We start from the raw sequence: 25,950 nt of genomic DNA, 5'->3' as shown, positions 1-25,950 counted from the left end.
TTTATCGGCGGATTGCCGGTCTGTCTTTAATCGGCGCAAACGATTTTCGATGGATCGGGCACGGGCCAAGCTTCATGAGCGCTTCCAGATGTTTTTTCGTCCCGTACCCCTTATGTATGGCGAAACCGTAACCGGGATATTTTTCATCCATTTCCTGCATATACCGGTCTCTCGTTACTTTTGCAACCACAGATGCCGCGGCAATTGAAATGCTTTTCGCATCCCCTTTTACAATCGAAGTTTGCGGGTACGAAGCGGGAATTTCCATCGCATCGATCAGCAAATGGTCAGGAGCAGCAGGCAAATGGCCCAAAGCCGCAAGCATCGCCTTTTTGGCCGCCTCGTAAATATTCATCCTGTCAATTTCTTCTGCGCTGGCAAAGCCGACGCCGACAAGGGTTTCTTCCTGGATCCGCGCAAAAAAGGCCTCCCGCTGTTTTTCGGAAAGCTGTTTGGAATCGTTCAGGCCGGGCAGGTAAAAATCTTCTGGAAGAATGACGGCAGCGGCTACAACTGGCCCGGCAAGCGGCCCCCTGCCTGCCTCGTCAATTCCGGCGATCAGGCGGCAGCCGTGGCTGCGCAGGGCGTCTTCAAACCGTCCCATCTCCCGGAATTTTTCAAGCTGTTCACGCTCTTTTTGTAATTTTCTCATCCATTTTTCCAGCGCTTTTTGTGCGCCTTTCCGTTCGTCCCGGCCTAGCGCCTGGATAAACGGATCGGACGGGTTTGTGATTTCCTGAAGACGCGCTTCAATTTCACTGATTTTCAATGTTTCCCCTCCCCGAAAAATAAGCACTCCCTTACGGAGAGCGCTTATTACAAATCAAATGTCAGAGGCCCCAGTTTCATGCCGCGGATATCACGGATAATCACTTCAGCCGTTTTGTCGTAATCGATTTCCCCTCCCGCCCGCAAGCAGCCGCGCAGGCGACCGATATGGTCAAAAAGGGGGACAATATCCGGGATATCCTCAAGCTTGTACCGGGCTTTTAATGTGCCGGGATAATGTTTTTCAAGAAAACGCAGGCCAAATACGGAAACGTCCTGCAGGTTGAGGATCGTGTCTTTAATCGCACCGGTTAAAGCGAGCTTATAACCGGTTTCTTTGTCTTCGAATTTCGGCCAAAGGATCCCAGGCGTATCGAGGAGCTCCATCGTTTTCCCGACTTTTATCCATGCCTGCGCTTTTGTCACGCCCGGCGTATTGCCGGTTTTGGCGATATTTTTCCCGGCAAGCCGGTTAATGAGCGTCGATTTACCGACGTTCGGAATTCCGACAATCATGGCCCGGATCGCACGCGGCCGGATGCCTTTTGCCCGCATCCTCTCCCATTTTGGCTCCAAAATCTGTTCAGCCAGTTTCACCATTTTGTCGAGCCCTTTTCCGCTTTGCGCGTCAATGGCAAGGACATGCGTATTGCCGCCGGACAATTTTTCAAGCCAGCGGGCTGTAGCGGCCGGATCTGCCATATCGGCCTTGTTCAGCAATTTGATCCGCGGCTTTTGCTGAATCAGTTCATCCAGCATCGGATTGGCGGAGGAAACCGGGATCCTTGCATCAAGCAATTCAAAAACAATATCGACCAGTTTTAATTTTTCGGTCACTTCTCTCCTTGCCTTCGCCATATGGCCCGGAAACCATTGTATTGCCATCATGCGTCAACTCCATAACGGTTACTTTTTTCCGTAAAATGCGCAACGAACGGGCGCTTATTTATTGATCATATGGGCATCTTTCACCGGCCAGTATACAAAGTTTGTCTCCCCGACCACCTTGCTGAGCGGAATCGTCCCGATCTGGCGGCTGTCTTTGCTGTACCGGCGGTTATCGCCCATCACAAAAATCTGCCCTTTTGGCACCGTGTCGCGCCCGATATAGTCTTTTAAGGTAAAATCTTCCGTAAGCGGTCCGTCGGCTACGGCTTTTTTATATTTATCGAGATAAGGCTCTTTATACGCTTTCCCGTTAATATACAGGATGTCATTTTTATACTCGATCCGGTCGCCCGGCAGCCCGATGACCCTTTTGATATAATCTTTGCCTTCCGGGGCGTGGAAAACGATGATGTCGAACCGTTTCGGGCTCCCGATTTTATTCACAATCATCCGGTCGCCGTTTTTCAAAGTCGGCATCATGGAAGAGCCGTCGACCACGATCGGGGCGAAGAAAAAGTAGCGCAAAATGCCGGCCAGTGCCACAGCAATCAGCAGCGCTTTCACCCATTCGAACAGTTCATTTTTTGGTTTTTTCTGTTTTGCCATTTATTTACACCGCCTCATTCCATGTATCCATAAGCGTATATTCCCTGATATTTTGCATTATAACAGGATTGGTTGCCGATTGAAAACCTCAGAGACACCCGGGTTATTTATGTATAAGTATGAAGAAAAGGGGCCATGATAGCCCCTTTTCGAACAGCCGTTGCAGCAAATTAGCGAATTTCTTTAATACGGGCAGCTTTACCGCGCAGATTACGCAGGTAGTAAAGTTTCGCACGGCGAACTTTACCGCGACGCACGACTTCAAGCTTCGCAATTTTTGGTGTATGGAGCGGGAATGTACGTTCAACGCCGACACCGTAAGAAACTTTCCGGACTGTAAACGTTTCGCTGATCCCGCCGCCGCGGCGTTTAATGACCACACCTTCAAAAACCTGGATACGTTCGCGTGAACCTTCGATAACTTTTACATGGACGCGGACCGTATCCCCCGGGCGGAAAGCAGGCAGATCAGTGCGAAGTTGATCTTTTGTAATTTCGTCAATAATATTGTGCATCGTATTCAACTCCTTCCAACAAATGCTCTTGCAAATCTTCCATCGTATTTGCAGCGGAACATCGTTTTACGGCGGTCTGCCTTGTTTTCAAGCAAACCACAAAAGCAATCTTAGCATAAACGCATGCTGATTGCAACAGCTATCCGCGTTTTTCTTCCCATTCTTTCAGCCACGCTTTTTGCTTTTCGGAGAGCGGATATCCGCGTAAAAGATCCGGCCTTCTCGTATAGGTGCGGTACAGCGACTCTTTTTCGCGCCATTCTTCAATCAGCCGGTGATTTCCGGATAATAACACGTCCGGCACCTTCATTCCGCGAAAATCCGCCGGCCGCGTATAATGCGGATGTTCCAGCAGCCCGGTCGAAAAAGAATCAGTAACAGGCGAGGTTTCATTGCCCAAAACACCGGGAAGCAGGCGGACGATGCTGTCGATCATGACCATTGCGCCCAGCTCGCCGCCCGTTAACACATAGTCTCCGATTGAGATTTCATCGGTTACAAGCGTCCGGATCCGTTCATCATACCCTTCGTAATGGCCGCAAATAAAGATCAGATGTTCTTCTTCCGCAAACGCTTCCGCTTTTTGTTGCGTATACGTTTCCCCCTGGGGGCAGAGCAAAATGATGCGCGGCTTTTTTTCGCTTCCCTCAAGCCGGTCTTCGATAGCATCGAACACCGGCTGGGGCTTTAACACCATGCCCGCCCCGCCGCCGTACGGGTAGTCATCGACGGTTTTATGCTTGTTGTCGCTGTATTCACGGAAATTGACCAGATGATAATGGACGATCCCTTTTTCTTCTGCTTTTTTTAAAATGGAGGATCCGAGAACGCCTTCAAACATTTCCGGGAACAGCGTCAATATATCTATTTTCATGGCAAAAGCCCTTCCATCGGTTCAATTACAATTCTTTTTTCTTTTTTGTCGACTTTTTTGACGACGTCTTCAATATACGGGATTAGCGCCTCTTCCTGCTGCGCTGTTTTCACCACCCAGACGTCATTTGCCCCGGGCGTTAAAATCTCTTTTACCGTCCCGACTTTCTCGCCTGCGGTTGTCACGACTTCGCAGCCGATGATTTCATGAAAATAAAACTCATTTTCGCCAAGTTCATCCAGCTGGTCTTCGGAAACTTTCAGCATGCCGCCTTTCCATTTCTCGGCTTCCTCAATCGAATCAAAGCCCTCAAACTTCAGCAAATCAAACTGCTTATGCACCCGGTGAGATTCAATCGTAAGCGCAACCGGTTCATTGCAGCCGGGAAGAAACAAGTAAAGCGTATTGCCCGGTTTATACCGTTCCGCTTTGAAATCCGTTTTGGAAATGACCCGCACTTCTCCGCGGATGCCGTGTGTATTGACGATTTTGCCGACATTAAACCATTGTGTCATATTCTCACCTCTCGCGAATTTCATGGATGATGCCGTCTTTTATAATAATCGATTTCTCTTTTGTCACCGCACTCCAGTCGTCGCCTTCCCGGACGTCAACAATAGCGTGCATTTCTTTTTCTTTTAATTCCGTCCCGATCGGAAGCAAAAGCAGTTGTTCAATTTGAAACTCCACCAGTTTGATTTTCTCCTGCCGGCTTTCAATTTCTTTTTCAAAATGCATTTTTAAATTGGTTCCCGAAAACTTTTTTTGTTTTTCCAGTTTTTTCGTTTCAAACCGGAGCTGCTCACATTCTTTTTGAAGTTGTTGTTTCTTTTGCCGGTATGTATCCAAAAGCATCCCTTTGCTCTTTTCGGTCAGGATTTGCTTGACCGTCACTTTTTGAAGGATTTTCAAGATGCCCTGCCCTCCTTTTCGCCATTTATTAGCAACCCAAATAAAAGAAGCCGGAAAAAGCGGATGTCGGTTAAGATGAGGGGAAAGCCCGAAAGATGTATGTAAAAAGGGAGGTGTGCGCCTCCCTTTCTCTGGTGTTCTATCCATCGTTGTCCGTTATTCGGCAATTTCAAGACGGATTTTTTTATGCCCGTGCACGCCGGCCGCAGCATATACGACCGTACGGATGGCCTTTGCGGTACGCCCTTTTTTGCCAATAACCATGCCGGCATCATCCGGATGGATAATCAGGCGGTAGAGCGTTCCGGATTCTTGTTCATCCCGCTCTACTCGCACCTCATCCGGATGGCCGACAATCGGCTTGACGATCGAAAGGATTAAATCATCCATCTGTTGGTCCATGATTATTTGCCGTGTTTTTCGTTATGGTATTTTTCCATAATGCCTTGTTTTGAAAACAAGTTGCGTACCGTGTCAGACGGTTGGGCGCCGTTTTTCAGCCATTGGAGCGCGGCTTCCTCGTTGATTTTGACTTCTGCAGGATCTACAACAGGATTGTAAGTTCCTACTGTTTCAATAAAACGTCCATCACGCGGTGAACGGGAATCTGCCACAACAATGCGGTAAAACGGGGATTTTTTTGTGCCCATGCGTTTCAAGCGGATTTTTACTGCCATTTTAATCATACACCTCCAAAAAAGTTTCTCACAAGACTGTATCATATCAGAAAATCATGATGGTGTAAAGTCTTTTCTCTTAACACCCTCGTTTTTTACATAAAAGGGAATTTAAAGCCTTTTTTCCGGCCTTTTTGATTCATGCCCTGCAGTTGTTTCATCATTTTCTTCATTTCTTCAAACTGTTTCAAAAGCCGGTTGACTTCCTGTACCGGGCGGCCGGAACCTTTCGCAATCCGTTTTTTCCGGCTTGCATTGATGATGTCCGGGCGGATTTTTTCCTGCTTTGTCATCGACTGGATAATCGCTTCAACATGCGCAATTTGTTTCTCATCAATTTGCAGATTATCCATCCCTTTCATCCGGTTGGCCCCCGGGATCATTTTCAAAATGTCGCCGAGCGGCCCCATTTTCCGGACCTGGCCGAGCTGTTCAAGGAAATCATCGAGCGTAAATGACTGGTCCCGCATTTTCTTTTCGAGCGCGCGCGCTTTTTCTTCGTCGACAGTTTCCTGTGCTTTTTCAATCAGCGACAGAATATCGCCCATGCCGAGAATACGGGAGGCCATCCTTTCCGGGTGAAACGGTTCGAGCGCATCCATTTTCTCGCCCATCCCGGCAAATTTAATCGGCTTTTCGGTTACGGCCCGGATCGATAAAGCCGCCCCGCCGCGCGTGTCGCCGTCAAGCTTCGTCAGGATGACGCCAGTGATGCCGAGCTGGTCATTAAAACTTTGTGCGACATTTACGGCATCCTGGCCTGTCATCGCATCGACGACAAGAAAAATTTCATCCGGATGCGCAAGTTCCTTGATTTCCTTCAGTTCATTCATCAGCTCGCTGTCAATATGGAGGCGGCCGGCCGTATCGATGATGACGGTATCGTGATGTTCTTCTTTTGCTTTTTCAATCGCTTGCCTGGCAATTTCCACCGGGCTGATTTTGTCGCCAAGCGAAAACACCGGCATGCCGAGTTGTTTGCCGAGCGTTTCCAGCTGCTTGATTGCAGCGGGGCGGTAAATATCGGCCGCAACGAGCAGCGGGGTCCGGTTGTATTTTTTTCGCAACAGGTTGGCCAGTTTCCCGGATGTCGTCGTTTTCCCGGCACCCTGCAGGCCAACCATCATGATGACGGTTGGCGGGCGCTTTGCAACGGCAATCTTGCTCTGCGATCCGCCCATAAGGTTGGTCAGCTCTTCCTGGACAATTTTGATGACCTGCTGCCCGGGCGTCAGGCTTTTCAGCACATCCTGGCCAACCGCACGTTCACTCACTTTTTTTACAAAATCTTTTACCACTTTGAAGTTGACGTCAGCTTCCAGAAGGGCAAGACGGACTTCCCGCATCATTTCTTTGACGTCGCTTTCCGTGACCTTGCCTTTTCCGCGGATTTTCTGCATCGTGCCCTGCAGGCGTTCTGCGAGTCCTTCAAATGCCATTTTTCCGCCCCCTATTCCAATTTTTCGAGCGCATCGACAAGCCGCAACAGTTCCGGATTGGCATCATGCGCCAAAAGATTGCGCATCGACCGGAAAATGCGTGTGCGCGCTTGAAATTTTTCCAATAAACCAAGCTTTTTTTCATAGTCTTCAAGCGTTTGTTCGGTGCGTTTGATATTATCGTAAACCGCTTGACGACTCACACCGTATTGTTCGGCGATTTCGCCAAGCGACAAGTCGTCGAGATAATAGAGGGACATATAGCTGCGCTGCTTCGGAGTCAACAACGATTGGTAAAAATCGTACAAATCATTCATTCGCGTTGTTTTCTCCAGCATGGCTTCTTCCCCCTGTTAAGTGAAAATGCTTTACATAAACACAGAATACAAAGATTCCTGTTTTTTGTCAATGAAAACAAGTTCGTTTCCCCACAACCGATTTGAAGCGCTCCCGGCGGGCTTTAATACCGCGGCCTTCTGATTCGCAGTACGGCCCACATACGGTCAGGCTTGTTCTTCCGGCACTTCATCGATCAGATCGGAAAACAACCCGTACACATATTTTTCCGCATCAAACGGCTGAAGGTCATCCATTTTCTCGCCGAGGCCGACGAATTTGACGGGAATATGGAGTTCGTTCCGGATCGCGAGCACAATCCCGCCTTTTGCCGTGCCATCCAATTTTGTCAGCACAATCCCGGTTACGTCTGTTGCTTCTTTAAACGTCTTAGCCTGCACCATCGCATTTTGCCCGGTGGTGGCATCCAAAACGAGCAGCACTTCATGCGGGGCGCCCGGGATTTCCCGTTCGATGACACGCTTTACTTTTTCCAGTTCCTTCATCAAATTGACCTTGTTTTGCAGGCGGCCCGCCGTATCACAAAGCAGCACATCTGCATTTCTTGCTTTCGCTGCCTGGACGGCGTCAAACATGACAGCGGCTGGATCGGATCCTTCCGAATGTTTGATCACTTCCACGCCGACCCTCTCTCCCCAGACTTCAAGCTGTTCAATCGCGCCGGCGCGGAATGTATCGCCGGCTGCCATGATCACTTTTTTCCCCTGCTGCTTCAGCATATGGGCGAGCTTACCGATCGTAGTCGTTTTGCCGACGCCATTTACGCCGACAAACAAAATAACGGTCAAGGCGCCGTCCTGGATGTTAAGCCGGTTCGGGGCATCTTCGCCGGCCGAATAAATGTCAACCAGTTTTTCGGAAATCACGGACTGGACTTCAGAAGGGTCTTTAATGTTTTTCCGTTTCACTTCCATTTTTAATTCATCGATTAGTTCCATCACGGTCTGGAAGCCGACATCCGCCTGAATTAAAATTTCTTCCAGTTCTTCGAAAAAGTCTTCATCGATTTTCCGGTAACGCGCGACAAGATTGTTGACTTTGTTCGAGAAATTATCGCGCGTTTTTGCAAGCCCGGTTTTAAATTTATCGGTTACCGTATCGGCTTGCCGGGTGAATTTGTCTTTTAATGTTTTAAAAAAGCTCATTTGTCCACTTCCTTTGGCTTTCCTGAATTTGCGTATCAGCTTGTGCGGCATAAAAGCCGCACGAGCAGTCGTAAAAATCGCCGGCCTGATTTTTATCCCTGCCGGCCCGCTTGTGGCACGGGCGCTTCTTTTTAAACACGGCGCTGATTCGCCTGTTTAAGACGTTTGAAAAGCGAGGTCGGTTGATTCTTCCAGTTTGACCGACACAAGCTTCGATACGCCGGATTCCTGCATCGTAACCCCGTAGAGGACGTCCGCTTCCTCCATCGTTCCTTTCCGGTGGGTGATGACAATAAACTGGGTTTCCGCACTGAATTGTTTCAAATATTTGCTAAACCGGTATACATTGGCTTCATCCAGCGCAGCTTCCACTTCATCGAGAATGCAAAACGGCACCGGGCGCACACGCAAAATCGCAAACAAAAGCGCGATCGCGGTCAGCGCTCTTTCGCCGCCTGAAAGCAGCCCGAGATTTTGCAGTTTTTTCCCCGGCGGCTGCGCGAAAATTTCCACGCCTGTCGTAAGCAAATCTTTCGGATCCGTCAGCCGCAAATCCGCTCTCCCACCGCCAAAAAGCTCGCGGAAAACGGGTTCGAATTCGTTCCGGATGGCGTTAAACGTCTCATCGAACCGGCGGACCATTTCGCCGTCCATTTCCGTAATCACCTGGTCAAGGGTGTCTTTTGCTTCAAGCAGGTCGGTCTCCTGTTCTTTTAAAAACTGGTAACGTTCCGATACGCGCTCATATTCTTCGATCGCGCCGAGATTGACGGCGCCAAGCTCATCAATCGACAGTTTGATCAGCTTCACTTTTTTGCGTGCTTCCTCCAGGGAAACATTGAGCGGGCGGGCTTCTTTCGCGGCTTCAAAGGTGAGCGTGTATTCTTCGCGGAGCCTTTGAAGCCGGTTCTCAAGTTCCACATCCAGCCGGTTTGCTTTGACTTCTTCATCCTGAATGGCCTGCTGGAGCCCTTTTTGCTGCCGTTTCCATTCCTTCAGGCCGCGTTCCAGGTCTTCCATCTCTGCTGTCAGCCGGGCCCGTTCTTCCCTGCGCACGGCGATAAAGGCGAGCGTATCGTTTTTGTCACGCGCTTTTTGTTCGGCCGCTTCTGCCAGTTCGCTTTCCGACATGTGATGCTTCTTCGATTCGTCCGTAAGAAAGTGGTACTGCTCATCGTAACGCGCTTTACGTGACGCCCACTCCTTTATTTCACGGTCGAGCCGCGCAAGCTCTTCGCGGTCGCGCGCCGCCTGTTCCATCTTTACGGCAAGCGTCGATTTTAAATCGCTCAGTTCGCCCTGGAGCCTGCTTTTTGCCGTCGAATCATCGTTTTTCTTTACGGTCAGGGCTTCAATTTCCGCTTCCAGTTGCTGCGCTTTTTCGCCGGTACGCGCCAGCATATCTTCCAGTTCGCCGATCCGTTTACGGGCTTCATCCTGCTGCTTTTCCGCCTCTTGTTTTTCCATATCGTAGACGAGCAGGTGCTCATCCAGATTTTTTTCCTCAACCGCAAGCCGTTCCAGTTCCGCTTTCGCCTGCTGTTCTCCAAGTCTCAGCGCTTCGCCGTTTTTCCTCGCTTCATCCAGCTCCTGTTGCATGCGGGAAGCTTCGGCTTTCAATGCTTTGACTTCCGTTTCAAGCGCCATCGTTGTTTTTTCCATGCCGGCAAGCTTTTCTTTTAATGCTTCCAGTTCGCTTTTTCTCGAAAGGAGTGACACACTGTTTTGTTTCGAAGCCCCGCCTGTCATCGAGCCGCCCGGATTAACAACATCCCCGTCAAGCGTCACGATGCGGTAGCGGTAGCCGAGCATTTTGGCGATTTTGTTTGCACTTTTTAAATCACGGACTACAAGGACATGGCCGAGCAGATTGGACACAATGGACTGGTAGCGGCTTTCAAAGCGGACAAGCTCCGCGCACACGCCGACGTACGCCTCTTCATTGCGGAGCGGTTTGAGGCTTGCTTCCGGAATGGCCCGCGGCTTAATAATATCGAGCGGCAAAAAAGTCGCCCGCCCGGCCTTTCGTTCTTTTAAAAATGCAATGGCGTGCCGCGCATGCCGTTCCGTTTCTGTCACAATATGCTGCATCGAAGCACCCAGTGCTGTTTCAACCGCTTTTTCGTAAGGCGCGGGCACCCGGACCAGTTCAGCCACAGCACCTTCAATGCCTTCCAGCTGTTTGCCGCGGGCTTTCAAAATTGCACGCACGCCTTGGTAAAAGCCGGTATAATCTTCTTCCATCTCTTCAAGCGTTTCTTTCCGTGATTTCGCTTTTTGCAAATATTGGTATGCCTGATACAGATTGGACTCCTGTTTTTGATACCGACTGTTTACGGATTCCAGCTGCCTTTGCTTTTCCATATAGGCACCGGCTGCCGCTTCCAGCTCCTGTTTGATTTTTGCAAGGCGGCCGGTCGCCATTTTTTTCTTTTCCCGCACTTTTTCCCGTTCTTCGACATATTTCCGGTTTTCGGCTTCAAGCCGGCTGAGGCGGTTTAACGACGTTTGCAGCTGCTGCATAAGCAGGCGCTTTTCATTTTTTCCGCTTGCCTGCTCATTCAGCAGTTCAATATAGTCGCTTTTTAAAGACTCAATTTTTCCCTCCAGATTCGTGCTGAGGCGGAAAAGGCCCGCTTCCTTCTCTTTCACGCTTTCTTTCAGGGACGATAAGGCTTGTTCATTTTCCGCCGCCGTTTGCAAAAGCTTTTCCTTTTGGGCTTCCAGTTCTTTTAAAGCGTTCTCCGCTTCATTTATATTTTTCTCAAGCTGGGCTTTGTTCTCGCTGGCGTTCTTTTTGCGTTCCTTCAGCACTTCTTTTTGCCCTTCGAGTTTTTCCAGCTCTTCTGTCGCTTGAAGCAGCACATTCTGCAAGTCTTGAATCGATTCATCGAGCGCGTCCAGCTGATTGCGCTTTTCTTCCAGCTGTGCTTCCTGTTTGCGGATTTCGGAAGAGAGCCCCGCTTCTTTATCCCGGTGTGCTTCAAGCTGCGATTTAAGCGATTCCCACTCGCCATGCAATGATTCTATTTCATACGCCAAAACGGCAATTTCATAATTTTTCAATGCTTCCTTTTGTTCCAGATAATCTTTTGCGACCGATGCCTGCATTTTCAACGGCTCAAGCTGGCTTTCCAGTTCATACAGAATGTCGCTAACACGGTTTAAGTTATCCTGCGTTTCGGCAAGCTTCACTTCCGCCTTTTTCTTGCGCGTCTTATATTTTAAAACGCCGGCTGCCTCTTCAAAAATGCTGCGGCGTTCTTCCGCTTTGCTGTTTAAAATTTCTTCCACTTTCCCCTGGCTGATAATGGAAAAAGCTTCTTTGCCAAGGCCGGAATCCATAAACAATTCCACAATATCCTTCAACCGGCATTGCTGTTTATTGATATAAAACTCGCTTTCCCCTGAACGGTACACCCGCCTTGTCACGCTCACTTCCTGGTAATCAATTGGAAGGGCGCGGCCTTCGTTTTCAAGCGTTAACGTCACTTCTGCAAAATTCAGTGGTTTTCTTGTATCGCTGCCGGCAAATATAACATCTTCCATCTTTCCACCGCGCAGGCTTTTCGCTGATTGTTCACCGAGCACCCAGCGGACGGCGTCGATCACATTGCTTTTGCCGCTGCCGTTCGGGCCGACAACCGCTGTCACGCCCGGAACAAATTCAAAGGAAATCCGGTCCGCAAATGACTTAAATCCGATCACATCGAGACGTTTCAGAAACAATCCGTTCCCCCTCCATTCTTTACGGCTTCTTTTTTTCTTCTTTCTGCAAATTGGATAAAGCCGTTTGCGCAGCCTGCTGTTCCGCTTCTTTTTTGGAGCGGCCTTTTCCTGTCCCGAGCGCTTTATTGTTTAGCGACACGCTGGAGATGAACTCCTTGTCATGCGCAGGGCCGCGTTCATCGAGAATCGTGTATTCCAACACACCGGATGTTCTTTTTTGGACGTACTCCTGCAACTTGCTTTTATAATCCGCCGTGCTGCTGAAGAGCCCCTCGTCTATTTTCGGGAATACAACTTTTTCAAGAAGGGAAACAACAGCCTTTAACCCCTTGTCCAAATAAAGCGCGCCGATAAACGCTTCAAACACATCGGCTAAAAGAGCCGGGCGCGTTCTGCCGCCGGTCATTTCCTCGCCTTTACCGAGCAGGATATACTCGCCAAAATGCAGCTCATTGGCAAAAATGACAAGCGACGGCTCACAGACGACGGACGCCCGCAATTTCGTCATTTCCCCTTCGTTCATCGACGGGAACCGATTAAATAAATAATGGGACACGGTCAGTTCCAGGACGGCGTCGCCTAAAAATTCAAGCCTTTCATTGTCGTGCCTGCGCTTTTCCGGATGCTCGTTCACATAGGAGGAATGCGTAAAAGCCTGTTTCAGCAGGTTTACGTCTTGAAAATGGATCCCGAGTTGTTCCTGCAGCTTGCCGAATTTGTTTACTACATGTTCTTCATCTGATTTTATTTTTTTTACCATCGTTCATCCACCCGATATCTTGATATAGTTTCAACTTAACTTAAATATATAGAAAAATACTGCTGAACGCAAAGGCATCTCCCAGGACCCGGGCGGTCGTAAATAGGCAAAAAGGGATCGCGCTTTTTTGCCCATTTACCATCCTCAGGCAGGAGACGATTGACGCCGGATTAGAGAAAAATGTCCCGCTTTATGGGGCGGGACATTTTACATGAAGACGATTACTGCTGATTTTGTATGTAATTTACAGCGTCACCCACTGTTACAATTTTCTCAGCATCCTCGTCAGAAATTTCCATTCCGAATTCATCTTCCAATTCCATCACCAATTCCACTACATCAAGGGAATCAGCGCCAAGATCTTCTTTGAATTTCGCTTCCAGTGTAACTTTGGATTCTTCGACACCAAGGCGGTCAACGATGATCTTTGTCACACGCTCTAATACGTCTGCCATGCGGTTCACCTCCCCTCAAGGTATTATAGAGGATTTTTTATAATTAATAAAGTGAAACTTAAAAACAAGCTTTGCCGCAACCGTTACATGACCATTCCGCCATCGACGTGGATCGTTTGCCCGGTGATGTAGTCGGAACTGCTGCTTGCCAAAAACAGGGCAGTCTTTGCCACATCTTCCGGCTTGCCGAAACGGGAAAGTGGGATTTGGCCCAGCATGCCTTCTTTGATGTCTTCCGTCAGCTTATCGGTCATATCCGTTTCAATCATGCCCGGGGCAATGGCGTTTACAGTAATACCGCGGCTTGCCAGCTCACGCGCCGCCGTTTTTGTAAGCCCAATGACGCCGGCTTTGGCAGCGGTATAATTGGCCTGACCGGGGTTGCCGCTGATGCCGACAACCGAGGCAATATTAATGATTTTGCCGCTCCGCTGCTTCATCATCGGCCGCGCCGCCGCTTTTGTGCACAGGAAGACCCCTTTTAAATTGGTATCGATGACTGCATCCCATTCTGCTTCTTTCATCCTCATCAAAAGGTTATCCCGGGTGATGCCGGCGTTATTCACCAATATATCAAGTTTGCCGAATTTTTCCAGCACCTGTCTGAACATTTCCTGCACTTCCGATTCATTCGAAACATCAGCCCGGATGGCAAAGGATTCCACACCATAAGAACGGACGGCGTTTACCACTTCTTCCGCTTTTTCAGCATTCCCTGCATAGTTGACCACAACATGCGCGCCGGAAGCGGCAAACGCAAGCGCGATTTCGTGGCCGATGCCGCGGGACGCACCGGTCACAAGCGCAACTTTGTCTTTTAAAAGCATTCGGTCTCCTCCTCCATTATTTTTGCAACGCGCCAACCGCAGCTTCCAGGGTTTCCATATCCTGGACGGCATATGTTTTTACGCTGCGGTCAATTTTCCGGATTAATCCGGAAAGCACTTTGCCCGGCCCGACTTCAATAAAGGTATCAACGCCGAGGCTGATCATTTTTTTGACAGAATCTTCCCATAAAACAGGGGAATAGAGCTGGCGGATACAATTTGCTTTGATGTCCTGAGCGCCCGTTTCCACTTCGGCATCAACATTGGCGATCACAGGAACCGCCGCATCCCGGATAGCAATTTCGTCAAGAACCGCCTTATATTTTTCCGCTGCCGGCTCCATCAATTTGGAGTGGAAAGGCCCGCTTACCTGAAGCGGGAGGACGCGTTTCGCCCCTCTTTCCTTGGCAAGGGCGCCCGCTTTCTCAATTCCGGCAGCTGTCCCGGAAATGACTATCTGGCCGGGACAGTTCAAATTCGCGAGCTGGACCGTTTCCCCTTCACGGCTCACTTCATCTGCAACTTCCTCTAGCACGCCGCGGTCAAGCCCGAGCACGGCGGACATTGCCCCGGCACCGTTCGGGAATGCTTCATCCATATATTCGCCACGTTTGCGTACCGCATATACGGCATCTTCAAAAGACAAAGCGCCAGCTGCCACAAGCGCCGAATATTCGCCAAGGCTGTGCCCGGCTGTGAAATCTGCATGGATGCCCGCTTCCTGAAGCACCTGTAAAATCGCAGTGCTTACCGTTAAAAGGGCCGGCTGGGCATTTTCGGTACGGGTCAGTTTGTCCAGCGGGCCGTTTTGAATGAGCCCGGATAAGTCCATCCCAAGCTTTTCATCTGCTTTTTGAAAAACAGCCGCCGCTTTTTCATTTGCACCGGCAACCGACTGCCCCATGCCAACCGTCTGGGATCCCTGCCCCGGAAAAACAAATGCTATTTTCCCCATCTCTTTTCCTCCATCCTTACTTTTGTTCAAGTTGTTGAATTGCGTGTTTGATTTTGCCGGTGACGTCAGACTGTACCATTTCACGCGCCTGCCGCACCGCATTGTAAATTGCATTGGCGTTTGATGACCCGTGTGCTTTAATGACGGGCGCATTCAGCCCCATTAAACCCGATCCGCCGTATTCCGAGTAGTCCATGATATTTTTCAGGCCTGACAGTTCTGATTTGATCATCGCAGCGGCCAGTTTTGTCTTCAGATTGTGCATGAACACTTTTTTGATCATGGAAAACAAGGATCCGGCCGTACCTTCAATCGTTTTCAGCACCATATTGCCGGTAAACCCGTCTGTGACAACGACATCCGCCGCCCCCTCGAGCAAGTCGCGGGCTTCAACATTGCCGGTAAAATTCAAATCAGTTTCTTTTAAAAGTTGAAATGCTTTTTTTGTTAATTCATTGCCTTTCTTTTCTTCTGTTCCGATATTTAAGAGGCCGACGCGCGGATTTTTTAAGCCTCTTACCTTTTCGGCATACAGCGAGCCCATGATGGCAAACTGCAGCAAATGTTCCGGCTTGGCTTCCGCGTTTGCGCCGAGATCGAGCATGACAAAACCGCGCCCGTCCGTTGTCGGGAGCACCGGGGCAAGGGCCGGCCTTTCAATACCTTCAATCCTGCCAACCACAAAGAGACCGGATGCCATTAGAGCGCCCGTATTTCCGGCCGAGATGCACGCGTCCGCTTCCCCGTCTTTCACGGCTTGGGCCATACGCACCATGGAAGAATTTTTTTTGCGGCGAACTGCCCGCACAGGTTCGTCTGTTCCAGATATTACCTCATCGGTATGGATAACGGCAACGCGGTCAGACGTTTCCAGTTCCTTCCTGATTTGCGTTTCGTCCCCGAACAGGATAAACGCCGTGTCCGGAAATGCGTTTACAGCCCGGTTAATCCCTTGTACAATTTCTTTTGGGGCATAATCCCCGCCCATTGCATCAATTGCTAATCTCATTCTGTTCAGCCCCGTTTCTAAAATCAAGCTTTTCCCGTGCGAAAGTTTTCCCGGCCATGCCGCAACCGGGGGTGCCGGTACCCGGGAAAATGGTTTACCTGTCCGCGAAGCATAGTTAAGCACTGCCGCCTTTTCCGGCATGATCCCGATACATTTCAAATTCGCCTTTAAAGACGAGGTCACGGCCAACATAGCTTTCAACAAGCACAGTCGTTCTGCCGTTTTCCTGATTGACGTTCGCCACTTTTGCCTTGGCAATGACGCGGTCGCCGATTTTCGCGGACCGCAAAAACCGGATGGTGGCTTTCGCCGTGAGGGCCAGTTCATCATCAATGACGGCAACGGCAAGCGAGTTGGCCTGCGCAAACAGATGATGCCCGCGGGCGATGGCGTTTCGCTTAAAAACATGTTCTTTTTTGACATCAAAAATAGAGATGGCGCTGCGATCCAATTCGATATCGATCACTTCCCCGATGACTTCTTCGATCGGCAGCGCCCTTACTTCATTGGCGAACCGCTTTTCAGCAACGTTTTTGATCCTTTCCCGCAGTTCCGGAATGGAAAGCTCCAGCCGGTCAAGGCGGATCGTCTGCACGCTGACATGGTATTTTTCCGCCAGTTCTTCATCTGTGATAAAAGGATTCTGCCTGATGGTTTCCTGCAAACTTTGCTGCCGGTCCTTTTTTTTCATTTTCATGGGTGACACCATCCGAAATTTTAGGACTTGGTACTAATCGTAGTATATAGAAAGAAAAGGAAGTTTGCAAGAATTGCCAAAGCTGCCCTGGCAAAACGCAAACTCCCTTTAGTCCAGTTTCTCCCCTTCGAGCACACCTGATGCTTCAAGCTGGCGCCGCAAGTGTGAAAAAGCCGGGTCATGCCAGAATGTATCGGAACTGATCAATTGCTGCGCATCCTGCCTGGCTGTTTCAAGCGCCCGGAAATCATGGACCATATCGGCCACTTTAAATTCCGGCAGCCCGCTTTGTTTTTTTCCGAAAAAATCGCCGGGTCCGCGAAGCTCGAGATCTTTTTCGCTCAAAACAAAGCCGTTGTCCGTTTCCGTCATAATTTTCATCCGCTCTTTGCCGATTTCTGTTTTCGGGTCGGCGAGCAAAATACAATACGATTGCGCATCGCCTCTGCCAACACGGCCGCGCAACTGGTGAAGCTGGGCAAGGCCGAACCGTTCGGCATCATAAATGACCATAATGGTCGCATTCGGCACATTGACCCCGACTTCGACAACCGTTGTCGACACAAGCACTTGAATTTCGTTGCGGCTGAACGCTTTCATGACTGCTTCCTTTTCGTCACCCGGCAGCCTGCCATGCATCAGCCCGGCTGTATACCTGCCATTAAAATATTGGTTTAAAATGGCATACACATCAATCGCGTTCTGGACGTCAAGCTTATCGGATTCCTCGATGAGCGGACAAATGACATACGCCTGTCTGCCTTTTTTGAGCTCTTTTTCGATAAAGCCGAGCACCCTTTCGAACAGATTGTTTTTCACCCAGTACGTTTCAATCTTTTTCCGGCCAGCTGGCATCTGGTCAATGACAGAAACATCCATTTCGCCGAACACGGTGATGGCAAGCGTCCGCGGAATGGGCGTCGCCGTCATAAAAAGCACATCCGGATTCATCCCTTTTTCGCGAAGGATCCGTCTTTGCTCAACCCCGAACCGGTGCTGTTCATCTGTGATCACAAGGCCGAGCCGGGAAAATGCCACATCTTCCTGGATTAAAGCATGCGTGCCGATTAAAATATCGATACCGCCTGTACCAAGCTGTTCCAAAAGCGCTTTTCGCCGTTTCCCTTTTACGGTGCTCGTCAGTAAAGCGACCTGGACGCCGTGCGGTTCGAGCAGCTGGCAAAGCGATTCGGCATGCTGCTCGGCGAGAATTTCCGTCGGGACCATCAGTGCCCCTTGAAATCCCGCCGTCACCGCAGCGTATAGCGCAATCGCAGCAACGACCGTCTTCCCGGAGCCGACATCCCCCTGGAGTAAACGGTTCATGCGGAACGGCGACTTCATGTCCGCGCAAATTTCGTTTACCACTCTTTTCTGGGCGGCCGTCAATGAAAACGGCAAGGAGTCGATAAAATGTCTTAATTTCCGCACATCATAGCGGATGGCCCGGCCGTTTGAATGTTCGCGCTCGAATTTCCTTAACGCCTGCATCTTCAGCTGAAAAGCCAAAAACTCTTCGTATACAATGGTCCTTCTCGCCATTTTCACTTCTTGTTCCGATTTTGGGAAGTGCATCGCAAACATGGCCTGCTTTTTCGGCATTAATTTATATTTTGCAAGCATTTCTGCCGGGAGCGCCTCTTCGATTTCACTGCCATAAGCATGAAAGGCGGATTGAATGTATTTGCGCAACGTTTTTACCGTCATTTTTCCTTTCACCGCATAGACGGGCCCGAATCCGGACGTTTGATCAGCCGTGCCTGTTTTTACGGATTGGGCCGTAATCGTCTGCCGGTGCATGTCCCATTTTCCGGTAACCGTAATCTCATCATGGACATGGATTTTCTTTTTCAAATACGGCTGGTTAAAACAGACAACCGTAATGAGAAAATCGCCTGCGAACACTTTCATCGACAGGCGTGACCGTTTTTTTGAATAATAGATGAGGGAGGGTTCGCTATGCACCCTCCCCGTCACCGTCACCCGTTCATCATGCCCGACTTCACGCAAATCTTTGAGCCGGTCATCTTCATACCGGAAAGGAAAATAAGTAAGCAGGTCATAGATGGTAAAAATCCCCATCTGCCCGAGGCTTGCTTCCGTTTCTTCGCCGATCCCTTTTAAAACGGATACCGGCAGATCAAGCGGGCTATTCATGCAGATCAAGCGGCATACCGAAAATTTTGGCTTCCAGTTTCCGGGCGGTCGGCGTATCCGCCAAGCCTCCCCGCGCTGTTTCTTTGAGCGCAGTCGGCATCTGCTGCCCGACGCGGTACATCGCATCAATCACTTCATCGCAAGGGATCCGGCTTTTAATGCCGGCAAGCGCCATATCTGCCGCAACCATTGCATTGGCCGCCCCCATTGCATTCCGTTTCACGCATGGTACTTCCACAAGACCGGCAACAGGATCGCATACGAGGCCGATCATATTTTTCAACGTAATGGCCATCGCATGGGCACATTGATCCGGTGTGCCGCCCGCCATCTCAACGATAGCCGCGGCAGCCATCCCGGCGGCTGATCCGACTTCTGCCTGGCAGCCGCCTGCTGCGCCGGAAATAAACGCATTATTGGCCACCACAAAACCGAATGCGCCGGCTGTAAATAAGAAACGGACCATTTCTTCACGCGTCGGATGCAGTTTGTTTTTGACCGCAAAGAACGTTCCCGGCACGACGCCGGCAGAACCGGCTGTCGGCGTTGCGCAAATCGTTCCCATTGCCGCGTTCACTTCATTTGTCGCAACGGCTTTGCTGACGGCATCCAAAATGGTGGCGCCGGATAAGAAATTGCCTTTTTCAATATATTTTTGCAGCAGTACGGCATCGCCGCCCGTAAGCCCTGAGTGGGAGTGGACGCCGGCAATCCCTTTTTCAACTGCTTTTTCCATCACAGCCAGATTTTCATCCATCTTTTTTATGATGGCTTCCCTCGATTTTCCGGTTACTTCCATTTCTTGCTCTATCATAATTTCCGAGATTTTTTTATTTTGCTGTTCGGCCAGTTCTACAAGCTCAGCAACATTCCGAAACATAATTTCCCTCCTTCAATATCCATGCTGCTTCTCCTGGCACAGGCAAGGATGCACGCACATTTTTTAAAGACAGCCAAAAGAAAGCGCCACCTGCTTAGCAGCTGCGCTTTTTTCTCACTATTAATCTACAACTCTTGCAACCTGGGTAATATTCGGGAGCTGCTTCATCTCTTCAATGACGGCGTCATCGAGATTCTGGTCCACTTCGATAGCCATCAAGGCCATCTTTCCGGCTTCTTTGCGCGATACTTCCATATGGCCGATATTGATTTCATGTGCTGATAAAATATTGGATACGGCCGCAATCGCCCCGTAGCGATCCTGGTGAACGACGAGCACAGCCGGATGGTGGCCGGATAAATGCAGTTCAAAGCCGCTCAGTTCTGTCACTTCAATTTTTCCGCCGCCGATTGAGATACCGGTCAGTTCCATATCTCCCGATGCGTCGCCCATCCGGATCTTTACCGTGTTCGGGTGATCCGTGACGGCGCTTTCCACGAAAAACTTTACCGAAAGTCCGTGCTGTTCCGCAATCTGAAGAGAAGATTTGATCCGTTCATCATCCGTGTCAAAATCGAGCAGGCCGCCGACAATGGCAACGTCTGTGCCGTGACCTTTATAGGTGGTCGCGAACGATCCGTAAAAATGGATGTCTGCCCACTGTGGCTGCCTGCCGAATAAGCTTCTCGCCACCCGACCGATGCGCGCGGCACCTGCTGTATGGGAGCTCGAGGGCCCGATCATCACCGGGCCGATAATATCAAAAACACTTTTATATTTCATTGCGCATCACACCCACATTATTGTGTTTTTTCGCGATTTCAATCTTGGTGGGTGCGCCCCGTTTTTCAGGCCGCACCCGCCGTTGTGCTGATTTTAAAGTTTGCCGGGCAAAACCGGGTTGGTTCGGCCGGCTCGCCCGAACTGGAACCTTTTTACCAAAAAAGAATGGATGAAAGCTTTGCACTTGAAAGCGCTGCAACAGATGAAAACAAACAGCAGCGGATGGTGCATTTTTTCGTATTCAGCAAGCTCTTTTTATAATATGCGGGCAAGCAATCTTATTCCACTGCCAAAATAAAGGAATATAACGGCTGCCTGCCTTCATGGACTTCGATTTCTATCTCCGGCCAGTTGGTTTCAATATAGGAAACGAGTTCGTTTACCTGTTCCTTGCTGACATCTTTTCCGTATATGACGGTGGCAATTTCATCTTCCGCGCCGATCATGTGCGAAAGCAGCTGCCCGGATGCTTCCAACAGGGCAGGGCTCGTTTTGACGATTTTCCCTTCGTAAATCCCCATATAATCCCCTTTTTTGATGGAGATGCCGTCAATATTCGTATCCCTGACCGCATTGGTAACCTGGCCGGATTTCACGCGGCCGAGCGCTTCTTCCATTGCTTGGACGTTTTTGTCAAACGGCTGTCCGGGGTTAAATGCGAGCAGCGCCGCCATTCCCTGCGGCACGGTTTTAGACGGGACAATAGCCACTTTTTCTTCCGCTAGTTCCGCTGCCTGCTCGCTTGCCATGACAATATTTTTATTGTTCGGTAAAATGATGATTTGTTTTGCGTTTGCCTCTTCAATGGCTTTCAATATGTCCTCGGTGCTCGGGTTCATCGTCTGGCCGCCTTCAATGACAACATCGGCGCCGATGCTTTTAAACAGCGCAGCGATTCCGTCCCCCATGGCAACCGTAATCACACCGTAATCTTTCTTTTCTTTTTTCTCCTGTTCCGCTCCGTTTTCGCCAACAAGCGCATGATGCGTTTCGCCCACTATCGCGCTGTGCTGCTCGCGCATATTGTCCACTTTTAACTTAATGAGGCTGCCGTATTGCTGGCCGTAGTTCAAAACATCACCCGGGCGCTCAGTGTGGACATGGACTTTCACGATATCATCATCCGAAATGACCAGGAGGGAATCCCCGAAACGGCTCATATCACTGCGGAACCGCTCCTCCGAGAATGTCTTGGCGGACGGTTTCGAGCGGTCGAGCCTGACCATGATTTCCGTGCAGTACCCATATTTGATATCTTCCGTACGCATAAAGTCCTGCACATGCTTATGGTGTTCGGCGTTTACGAGCTCGTCCATTGACGGCATGACGGACGGTGTATCCGGCAGCTCTTCCCCTTTTAACTCGGCAAGAAAGCCTTCATAAATAAAAACAAGCCCCTGGCCGCCGCTGTCGACCACGCCGACTTCTTTTAACACCGGCAACATGTCCGGCGTCCGGCTCAGCGTCGTTTTCGCTTCCCCGAGGATCGCTTCCATGACTGCCGCCAGATCCTTTTCGGTTTTCGCCGTTTGCACGCCTTTTTTGGCCGCTTCCCTTGCAACGGTGAGAATCGTTCCTTCAACCGGCTTCATGATCGCCTTAAAAGCGCTCTCGATCCCGGCCTGAAAAGCCGCTGCAAACTCTTTTGCGGAAATATGCGCTTTTGTTTCAATCGATTTGGAGAAGCCGCGGAACAGCTGGGATAAAATCACGCCCGAATTGCCCCGCGCGCCCATCAGCAGCCCTTTTGCAAAACTTGCGGCAACGGACCCGATATGCGCCTGGACATTTTTTTGCACTTCCTTTGCACCGGAAGTCATCGTTAAATTCATATTTGTTCCCGTATCGCCATCAGGGACAGGGAATACATTCAGGGCGTCAACCGTTTTGGCATTTGCCGCAAGATGGTTCGCCCCTTGTATGACCATTTCTGCAAAACGCTTTCCATCCAGTGATGTAACCACAAAATTTCCTCCTCGTTACGGGTTCGCGACACGCACGCCCTGAACGTAAATATTAATGGCGTCAACTGATAAGCCGACTGTTTGATTCAGCGTATATTTTACTTTCTGCTGGACGTTGCGGGCGATTTCGGAAATTTTTGTCCCGTAGCCCACAATAATATACATGTCAATTTCCACTTTTTCATCCTGTTGACGCACAATAACGCCCCTCGAGAAGTTTTCTTTGCGCAGGATTTCTGTAATGCCGTCTTTTATTTGATTTTTCGAGGCCATTCCGACAATGCCGAAACAGTCAATGGCGGCACCTCCTGCAATTGTGGCGACGACTTCATTCGATATATCAATTTGTCCGTAATGCGTATTTATTTCAATCGGCATAAATCGCTCCCCCTTATCTTCACTGTTTCCAAACCGGATTTGACCTGCTATCGCCATTGTACTATAAGACAGGGTACATGGAAAGCAGAGCAGGACTGCATTGTTATAGTTTACCACAAAACAGGGTGCTCTGCATGTATACTCACCGGCAGGACTTGCATTGTGTCTTCCAATATGATAAATTATTATAGTGAATTTTTAACGAAAAATGAAGAGATGAAAGCATAAATATGTTCTATTTCTGCTTCGCAACAGGAGGAGGGAATACAATGCCAAAAAAATGTGCAATTACCGGACGTAAAACGGTATCCGGCAATAAACGTTCTCACGCCATGAACGCAAACAAACGCACCTGGAAAGCGAACTTGCAAAAAGTGCGCATTCTGGTGGACGGCAAACCGCAACGCGTCTGGGTTTCCGCTCGCGCTTTGAAATCCGGGAAAGTCGAACGTGTATAATGCAAAAACAGGAAACCGGGTATCCGGTTTCCTGTTTTTTTTGCGGCAAAAAAAACCGGCGCGCCGCCGATTTTCCCGCTGTGTAGAATGAACTGCCCCACGAACCGCCATGCGTCCATTTTATCTCTTATCCTTTTTTAAAAGTCCCCAGCATGGCCCTGACAATACCGCCCAAAAATTTAGGCAGTTTAATCGTATAAAATTTCATGTATGTCCCTCCCCATTCAAATACAATCCGGGTCTCCCGCACATTATATTCATGCGTAAGCGAAAAGGATACAGCCTGCTTGTTCATGAAATATCATTAATCATGGCTTCTTACCATCATTAATATGCCGCTTGAAAAAGAAAAAGTACCAAAATCACGGATTAGTTCATTGCTGACACAAAGGGTGGTGCCCCTTACAATATGCCGGTTTTCAAGCGGATACTTAAATCCGGTTAAAAAGATCCCTTCTACCTCTTCCGTCAACGGGAGAAAAGAAACATACGGATACGCATCCATTTTTTCAATCGTATAAGTTCCGGGCAAAAACATTTCCACGAGATTCTGCCTGTCGATCATTTCTATTTTTCCTTTAAATTGCAAAGCTTTTTCATGTACAAGTAAAAGGACATTGGTAAAAGCATGATCGAGCCGTCCGCCGGTAGCACCAAAAATGCGGATCACATCCGGATCCTGGCTGATTGCCCACATCAAGGCCAGCTCCATATCGGTCTCATCTTTTTCGGGCTGGAATTTGCGAATATGCTCAAGTTTCCGGTTGATCCAGTCCCATTCTTCCTGATTGACAGAATCAAAGTCGCCAAAGGCCATTTCCGGGATGATCCCTTGTTTAAGCAAATGCAGCACGCCCCTGTCTACACCTGCCCATGCCGCTCGTTTGTCCTCCGCATATGGCGCAAGATCCGGTACATTTTCGGGCGGGCCGCCTGCTAAAATATAGATTTTCTTTTCCATGCCTCATTCCCCTTTTATACGACGGATTTAAGACAACCTGATGCTTTGTCCACTCCCCGCGGGTTTTTCATGCAGAAAAAGCCGGATGAACCCCGGCTGTTGTTTTACTGCCCGTATTTTAATGCCTGGATCGCTTTTTTCCGGTTCTTGCTTTTAAAAATATTGGAGCCCGCAACCAGCACCGTTGCACCGGCCTGTGTGCATTTTTGCGCTGTTTCCGGATGGATGCCGCCGTCGACTTCAATGTCAAATGCAAGCCCCTGCTCTTTTTTTAAACGGTGCAGTTTTTCAATTTTCGGGACAACGGATTCAATAAAAGCCTGTCCGCCAAACCCGGGATTGACCGTCATCAGCAATACAAGGCCGACATCCCCCAGTATGGGCGCAATCCATTCGACCGGTGTGGCGGGATTTAAGACAACGCCGGGATTTACACCAAGGGACCGGATTTCCTGGATCGTCCGGTGGAGATGCCTGCACGCTTCCACATGGACAGAAATTGTATCCGCCCCTGCTTTCGCAAAAGCTTCCAAATACTGGTCCGGATTTTCAATCATTAAATGGACGTCGAGCGGAAGCTTTGTGACCGGCCGCACCGCCCCAACAACGAGCGGCCCCATCGTAATGTTCGGCACAAAATGGCCGTCCATTACATCAATATGGATCCAGTCCGCCCCGCCTTCCTCCACATCTTTAATTTCCTCTCCCAGTTTTGCAAAATTTGCAGACAAAATAGAAGGTGCGATTTTTACCATCGTCAATACCTCGGCTTTCTGTTTTTAATTTCCTGAAGAAACTGGATGTAATGGCTGTACCGGAATGAAGCGATCTCCCCTTCGGCCAAAGCGGCTTTTACCGCACAATGCGGCTCGTTTTCATGCAGACAGCCACGGAACTTGCAGCCGGCCGATTTTTCACTGATTTCCGGAAAATAGGCCCCGAGCTCCGTGAATTCCACGCCGGCGAAGTCGAGTGAGCTGAAACCCGGCGTATCCGCGACGAGCCCGCCTCCGACCGGCAATAGTTCAACATGGCGGGTAGTGTGCTTCCCTCTGCCCAGATGCGTGGAAATTTCATTTGTTTTTAAACCCAAAGCAGGGTCCAGACGGTTGAGAATGGACGTTTTCCCCACTCCGGACTGGCCGCAAAAGACGGTGATTTTTCCTTTCAATGCCGAAAGCAAAGCATCTGCCCCTTCGCCTGCTTTCGCCGACGACAAAATAACCGGGTAACCGATTTGCCGGTATACTGCAAGCGTCTCGAGCAGCTTTTCTTTTTCATCCGCGCCCAAGAGATCGCATTTTGTGATCAGAATAAGCGGCCGAATCAGGTTCTTTTCAATTGGGACTAAAAAACGGTCCAAAAGCAGCGTAGAAAAGGCTGGTTCTTTTGCGGAAAAAACCAAAACAGCCTGATCCACATTGGCAATCGGTGGACGGACGAGTTCATTCTTTCTTTCGCCGATGTCCAAAATATAACCTTCCCGCCCGTTTTCTTTTTGGAATTCGACATGGTCCCCGACGAGCGGGGTGATTTTCCTTTTCCGGAAGACACCTCTGCCCCTGCATTGGTAAATTTCGCCGTCTTCACGATTTTTCACATAGTAAAAGCCGCTTAAAGCCTTGATGATTTTTCCTTCTGCCATACATCCACCTCCATCTCTCCGACATTTTCAAACCAGGGGAGGCGCCGGGTTACGGCCCGGCGCTTTCTCAGTTAAGAAAGGATAAATTTTTCAATTTCTACTTTCCTAACG

The 25,950-nt window shown here is 49.5% G+C and carries 29 protein-coding genes; 1 reads left to right on the top strand and 28 read right to left on the bottom strand.

Annotated features, from left to right (window positions below):
* Position 1 precedes the first annotated feature (1 nt).
* The 24 genes from OF158_RS06755 to OF158_RS06640 all read right to left on the bottom strand — a co-directional run bounded on the left by OF158_RS06755 (position 2) and on the right by OF158_RS06640 (position 22,775).
* Positions 2-763, bottom strand: a complete 762-nt coding sequence (locus OF158_RS06755; RefSeq protein ID WP_225620984.1) for a ribonuclease HII — start codon at positions 761-763, stop codon at positions 2-4.
* 53 nt (positions 764-816) lie between these two features.
* Complete coding sequence (gene ylqF, locus OF158_RS06750; protein ID WP_014095472.1) at positions 817-1,656, bottom strand: ribosome biogenesis GTPase YlqF; 840 nt, start codon at positions 1,654-1,656, stop codon at positions 817-819.
* 54 nt (positions 1,657-1,710) lie between these two features.
* Positions 1,711-2,262 (bottom strand): signal peptidase I, encoded by a 552-nt coding sequence (gene lepB / locus OF158_RS06745; protein ID WP_014095473.1) that lies wholly within the window; start codon positions 2,260-2,262, stop codon positions 1,711-1,713.
* A 170-nt stretch (positions 2,263-2,432) separates the two neighbouring features.
* Positions 2,433-2,777: a 50S ribosomal protein L19 gene (gene rplS / locus OF158_RS06740; protein WP_014095474.1), complete on the bottom strand. Its 345-nt coding sequence runs from the start codon at positions 2,775-2,777 to the stop codon at positions 2,433-2,435.
* 139 nt (positions 2,778-2,916) lie between these two features.
* A complete protein-coding gene (gene trmD, locus OF158_RS06735) occupies positions 2,917-3,651 on the bottom strand; it encodes a tRNA (guanosine(37)-N1)-methyltransferase TrmD (protein WP_014095475.1) in 735 nt (244 codons plus the stop codon).
* A complete protein-coding gene (gene rimM, locus OF158_RS06730; protein WP_035181787.1) occupies positions 3,648-4,166 on the bottom strand; it encodes a ribosome maturation factor RimM in 519 nt (172 codons plus the stop codon). Before rimM ends, trmD begins: the two co-directional genes overlap by 4 nt.
* 4 nt (positions 4,167-4,170) lie before the next feature.
* The gene (locus OF158_RS06725) at positions 4,171-4,563 is read right to left on the bottom strand and encodes a YlqD family protein (RefSeq protein ID WP_013859064.1); all 393 of its coding nucleotides are present in this window, start codon (positions 4,561-4,563) and stop codon (positions 4,171-4,173) included.
* Positions 4,564-4,719: 156 nt separating this feature from the next.
* Positions 4,720-4,968, bottom strand: a complete 249-nt coding sequence (locus tag OF158_RS06720; RefSeq protein WP_284739724.1) for a KH domain-containing protein — start codon at positions 4,966-4,968, stop codon at positions 4,720-4,722.
* On the bottom strand, positions 4,968-5,240 hold the full coding sequence (gene rpsP / locus OF158_RS06715) for a 30S ribosomal protein S16 (RefSeq protein ID WP_026104868.1): 273 nt from the start codon (positions 5,238-5,240) through the stop codon (positions 4,968-4,970). Before rpsP ends, OF158_RS06720 begins: the two co-directional genes overlap by 1 nt.
* 95 nt (positions 5,241-5,335) lie before the next feature.
* Positions 5,336-6,679: a signal recognition particle protein gene (ffh, locus tag OF158_RS06710; protein WP_014095480.1), complete on the bottom strand. Its 1,344-nt coding sequence runs from the start codon at positions 6,677-6,679 to the stop codon at positions 5,336-5,338.
* An 11-nt stretch (positions 6,680-6,690) separates the two neighbouring features.
* Positions 6,691-7,017: a putative DNA-binding protein gene (locus tag OF158_RS06705; protein ID WP_014095481.1), complete on the bottom strand. Its 327-nt coding sequence runs from the start codon at positions 7,015-7,017 to the stop codon at positions 6,691-6,693.
* 165 nt (positions 7,018-7,182) lie between these two features.
* Positions 7,183-8,181: a signal recognition particle-docking protein FtsY gene (gene ftsY, locus OF158_RS06700; RefSeq protein WP_017551511.1), complete on the bottom strand. Its 999-nt coding sequence runs from the start codon at positions 8,179-8,181 to the stop codon at positions 7,183-7,185.
* Positions 8,182-8,337: 156 nt separating this feature from the next.
* Positions 8,338-11,910 carry a chromosome segregation protein SMC gene (smc, locus tag OF158_RS06695; protein ID WP_017551509.1) on the bottom strand — a complete coding sequence of 1,191 codons (3,573 nt, stop codon included), beginning with the start codon at positions 11,908-11,910 and terminating at the stop codon, positions 8,338-8,340.
* A 19-nt stretch (positions 11,911-11,929) separates the two neighbouring features.
* Positions 11,930-12,670 carry a ribonuclease III gene (gene rnc, locus OF158_RS06690; RefSeq protein ID WP_035181800.1) on the bottom strand — a complete coding sequence of 247 codons (741 nt, stop codon included), beginning with the start codon at positions 12,668-12,670 and terminating at the stop codon, positions 11,930-11,932.
* A gap of 221 nt (positions 12,671-12,891) precedes the next feature.
* Positions 12,892-13,125, bottom strand: coding sequence for an acyl carrier protein (acpP, locus tag OF158_RS06685; RefSeq protein ID WP_014095485.1), 234 nt, complete (start codon positions 13,123-13,125; stop codon positions 12,892-12,894).
* Between the two features lie 83 nt (positions 13,126-13,208).
* A complete protein-coding gene (gene fabG, locus OF158_RS06680) occupies positions 13,209-13,952 on the bottom strand; it encodes a 3-oxoacyl-[acyl-carrier-protein] reductase (RefSeq protein WP_017551507.1) in 744 nt (247 codons plus the stop codon).
* Between the two features lie 16 nt (positions 13,953-13,968).
* Positions 13,969-14,907 carry an ACP S-malonyltransferase gene (gene fabD, locus OF158_RS06675; protein WP_017551506.1) on the bottom strand — a complete coding sequence of 313 codons (939 nt, stop codon included), beginning with the start codon at positions 14,905-14,907 and terminating at the stop codon, positions 13,969-13,971.
* Positions 14,908-14,923: 16 nt separating this feature from the next.
* Positions 14,924-15,916: a phosphate acyltransferase PlsX gene (plsX, locus tag OF158_RS06670; protein WP_164931348.1), complete on the bottom strand. Its 993-nt coding sequence runs from the start codon at positions 15,914-15,916 to the stop codon at positions 14,924-14,926.
* Between the two features lie 115 nt (positions 15,917-16,031).
* On the bottom strand, positions 16,032-16,613 hold the full coding sequence (gene fapR, locus OF158_RS06665; RefSeq protein ID WP_035181804.1) for a transcription factor FapR: 582 nt from the start codon (positions 16,611-16,613) through the stop codon (positions 16,032-16,034).
* 108 nt (positions 16,614-16,721) lie between these two features.
* The gene (gene recG / locus OF158_RS06660) at positions 16,722-18,770 is read right to left on the bottom strand and encodes an ATP-dependent DNA helicase RecG (RefSeq protein ID WP_017551503.1); all 2,049 of its coding nucleotides are present in this window, start codon (positions 18,768-18,770) and stop codon (positions 16,722-16,724) included.
* Entirely contained in the window at positions 18,763-19,650 is an 888-nt protein-coding gene (gene sdaAA / locus OF158_RS06655) for an L-serine ammonia-lyase, iron-sulfur-dependent, subunit alpha (RefSeq protein ID WP_017551502.1), read from the bottom strand. Before sdaAA ends, recG begins: the two co-directional genes overlap by 8 nt.
* Positions 19,651-19,770: 120 nt before the next feature.
* On the bottom strand, positions 19,771-20,433 hold the full coding sequence (gene sdaAB / locus OF158_RS06650) for an L-serine ammonia-lyase, iron-sulfur-dependent subunit beta (RefSeq protein ID WP_035181806.1): 663 nt from the start codon (positions 20,431-20,433) through the stop codon (positions 19,771-19,773).
* 278 nt (positions 20,434-20,711) lie between these two features.
* Positions 20,712-22,397, bottom strand: coding sequence for a DAK2 domain-containing protein (locus OF158_RS06645; protein WP_017551499.1), 1,686 nt, complete (start codon positions 22,395-22,397; stop codon positions 20,712-20,714).
* Between the two features lie 15 nt (positions 22,398-22,412).
* A complete protein-coding gene (locus OF158_RS06640) occupies positions 22,413-22,775 on the bottom strand; it encodes an Asp23/Gls24 family envelope stress response protein (protein WP_017551498.1) in 363 nt (120 codons plus the stop codon).
* A gap of 269 nt (positions 22,776-23,044) precedes the next feature.
* Between OF158_RS06640 and rpmB the strand changes: the two genes are divergently transcribed.
* On the top strand, positions 23,045-23,233 hold the full coding sequence (gene rpmB / locus OF158_RS06635; RefSeq protein WP_013859045.1) for a 50S ribosomal protein L28: 189 nt from the start codon (positions 23,045-23,047) through the stop codon (positions 23,231-23,233).
* Between the two features lie 127 nt (positions 23,234-23,360).
* On the opposite strand, the gene spoVM is transcribed toward rpmB, so the two are convergent.
* The 4 genes from spoVM to rsgA form a co-directional block, all read right to left on the bottom strand.
* A complete protein-coding gene (gene spoVM / locus OF158_RS06630; RefSeq protein WP_017551496.1) occupies positions 23,361-23,441 on the bottom strand; it encodes a stage V sporulation protein SpoVM in 81 nt (26 codons plus the stop codon).
* Between the two features lie 96 nt (positions 23,442-23,537).
* The gene (locus OF158_RS06625) at positions 23,538-24,194 is read right to left on the bottom strand and encodes a thiamine diphosphokinase (RefSeq protein WP_014095494.1); all 657 of its coding nucleotides are present in this window, start codon (positions 24,192-24,194) and stop codon (positions 23,538-23,540) included.
* A 104-nt stretch (positions 24,195-24,298) separates the two neighbouring features.
* The gene (gene rpe, locus OF158_RS06620; RefSeq protein ID WP_014095495.1) at positions 24,299-24,949 is read right to left on the bottom strand and encodes a ribulose-phosphate 3-epimerase; all 651 of its coding nucleotides are present in this window, start codon (positions 24,947-24,949) and stop codon (positions 24,299-24,301) included.
* Between the two features lie 2 nt (positions 24,950-24,951).
* Positions 24,952-25,839: a ribosome small subunit-dependent GTPase A gene (gene rsgA, locus OF158_RS06615; protein ID WP_019722004.1), complete on the bottom strand. Its 888-nt coding sequence runs from the start codon at positions 25,837-25,839 to the stop codon at positions 24,952-24,954.
* Positions 25,840-25,950 lie beyond the last annotated feature (111 nt).

The organism is Weizmannia sp. WK01, from assembly GCF_025905465.1.
GTDB classification, from domain to species: Bacteria; Bacillota; Bacilli; order Bacillales; family Bacillaceae_C; genus Weizmannia; species Weizmannia faecalis.
This window is presented reverse-complemented; position numbering and strand designations above follow the sequence as displayed.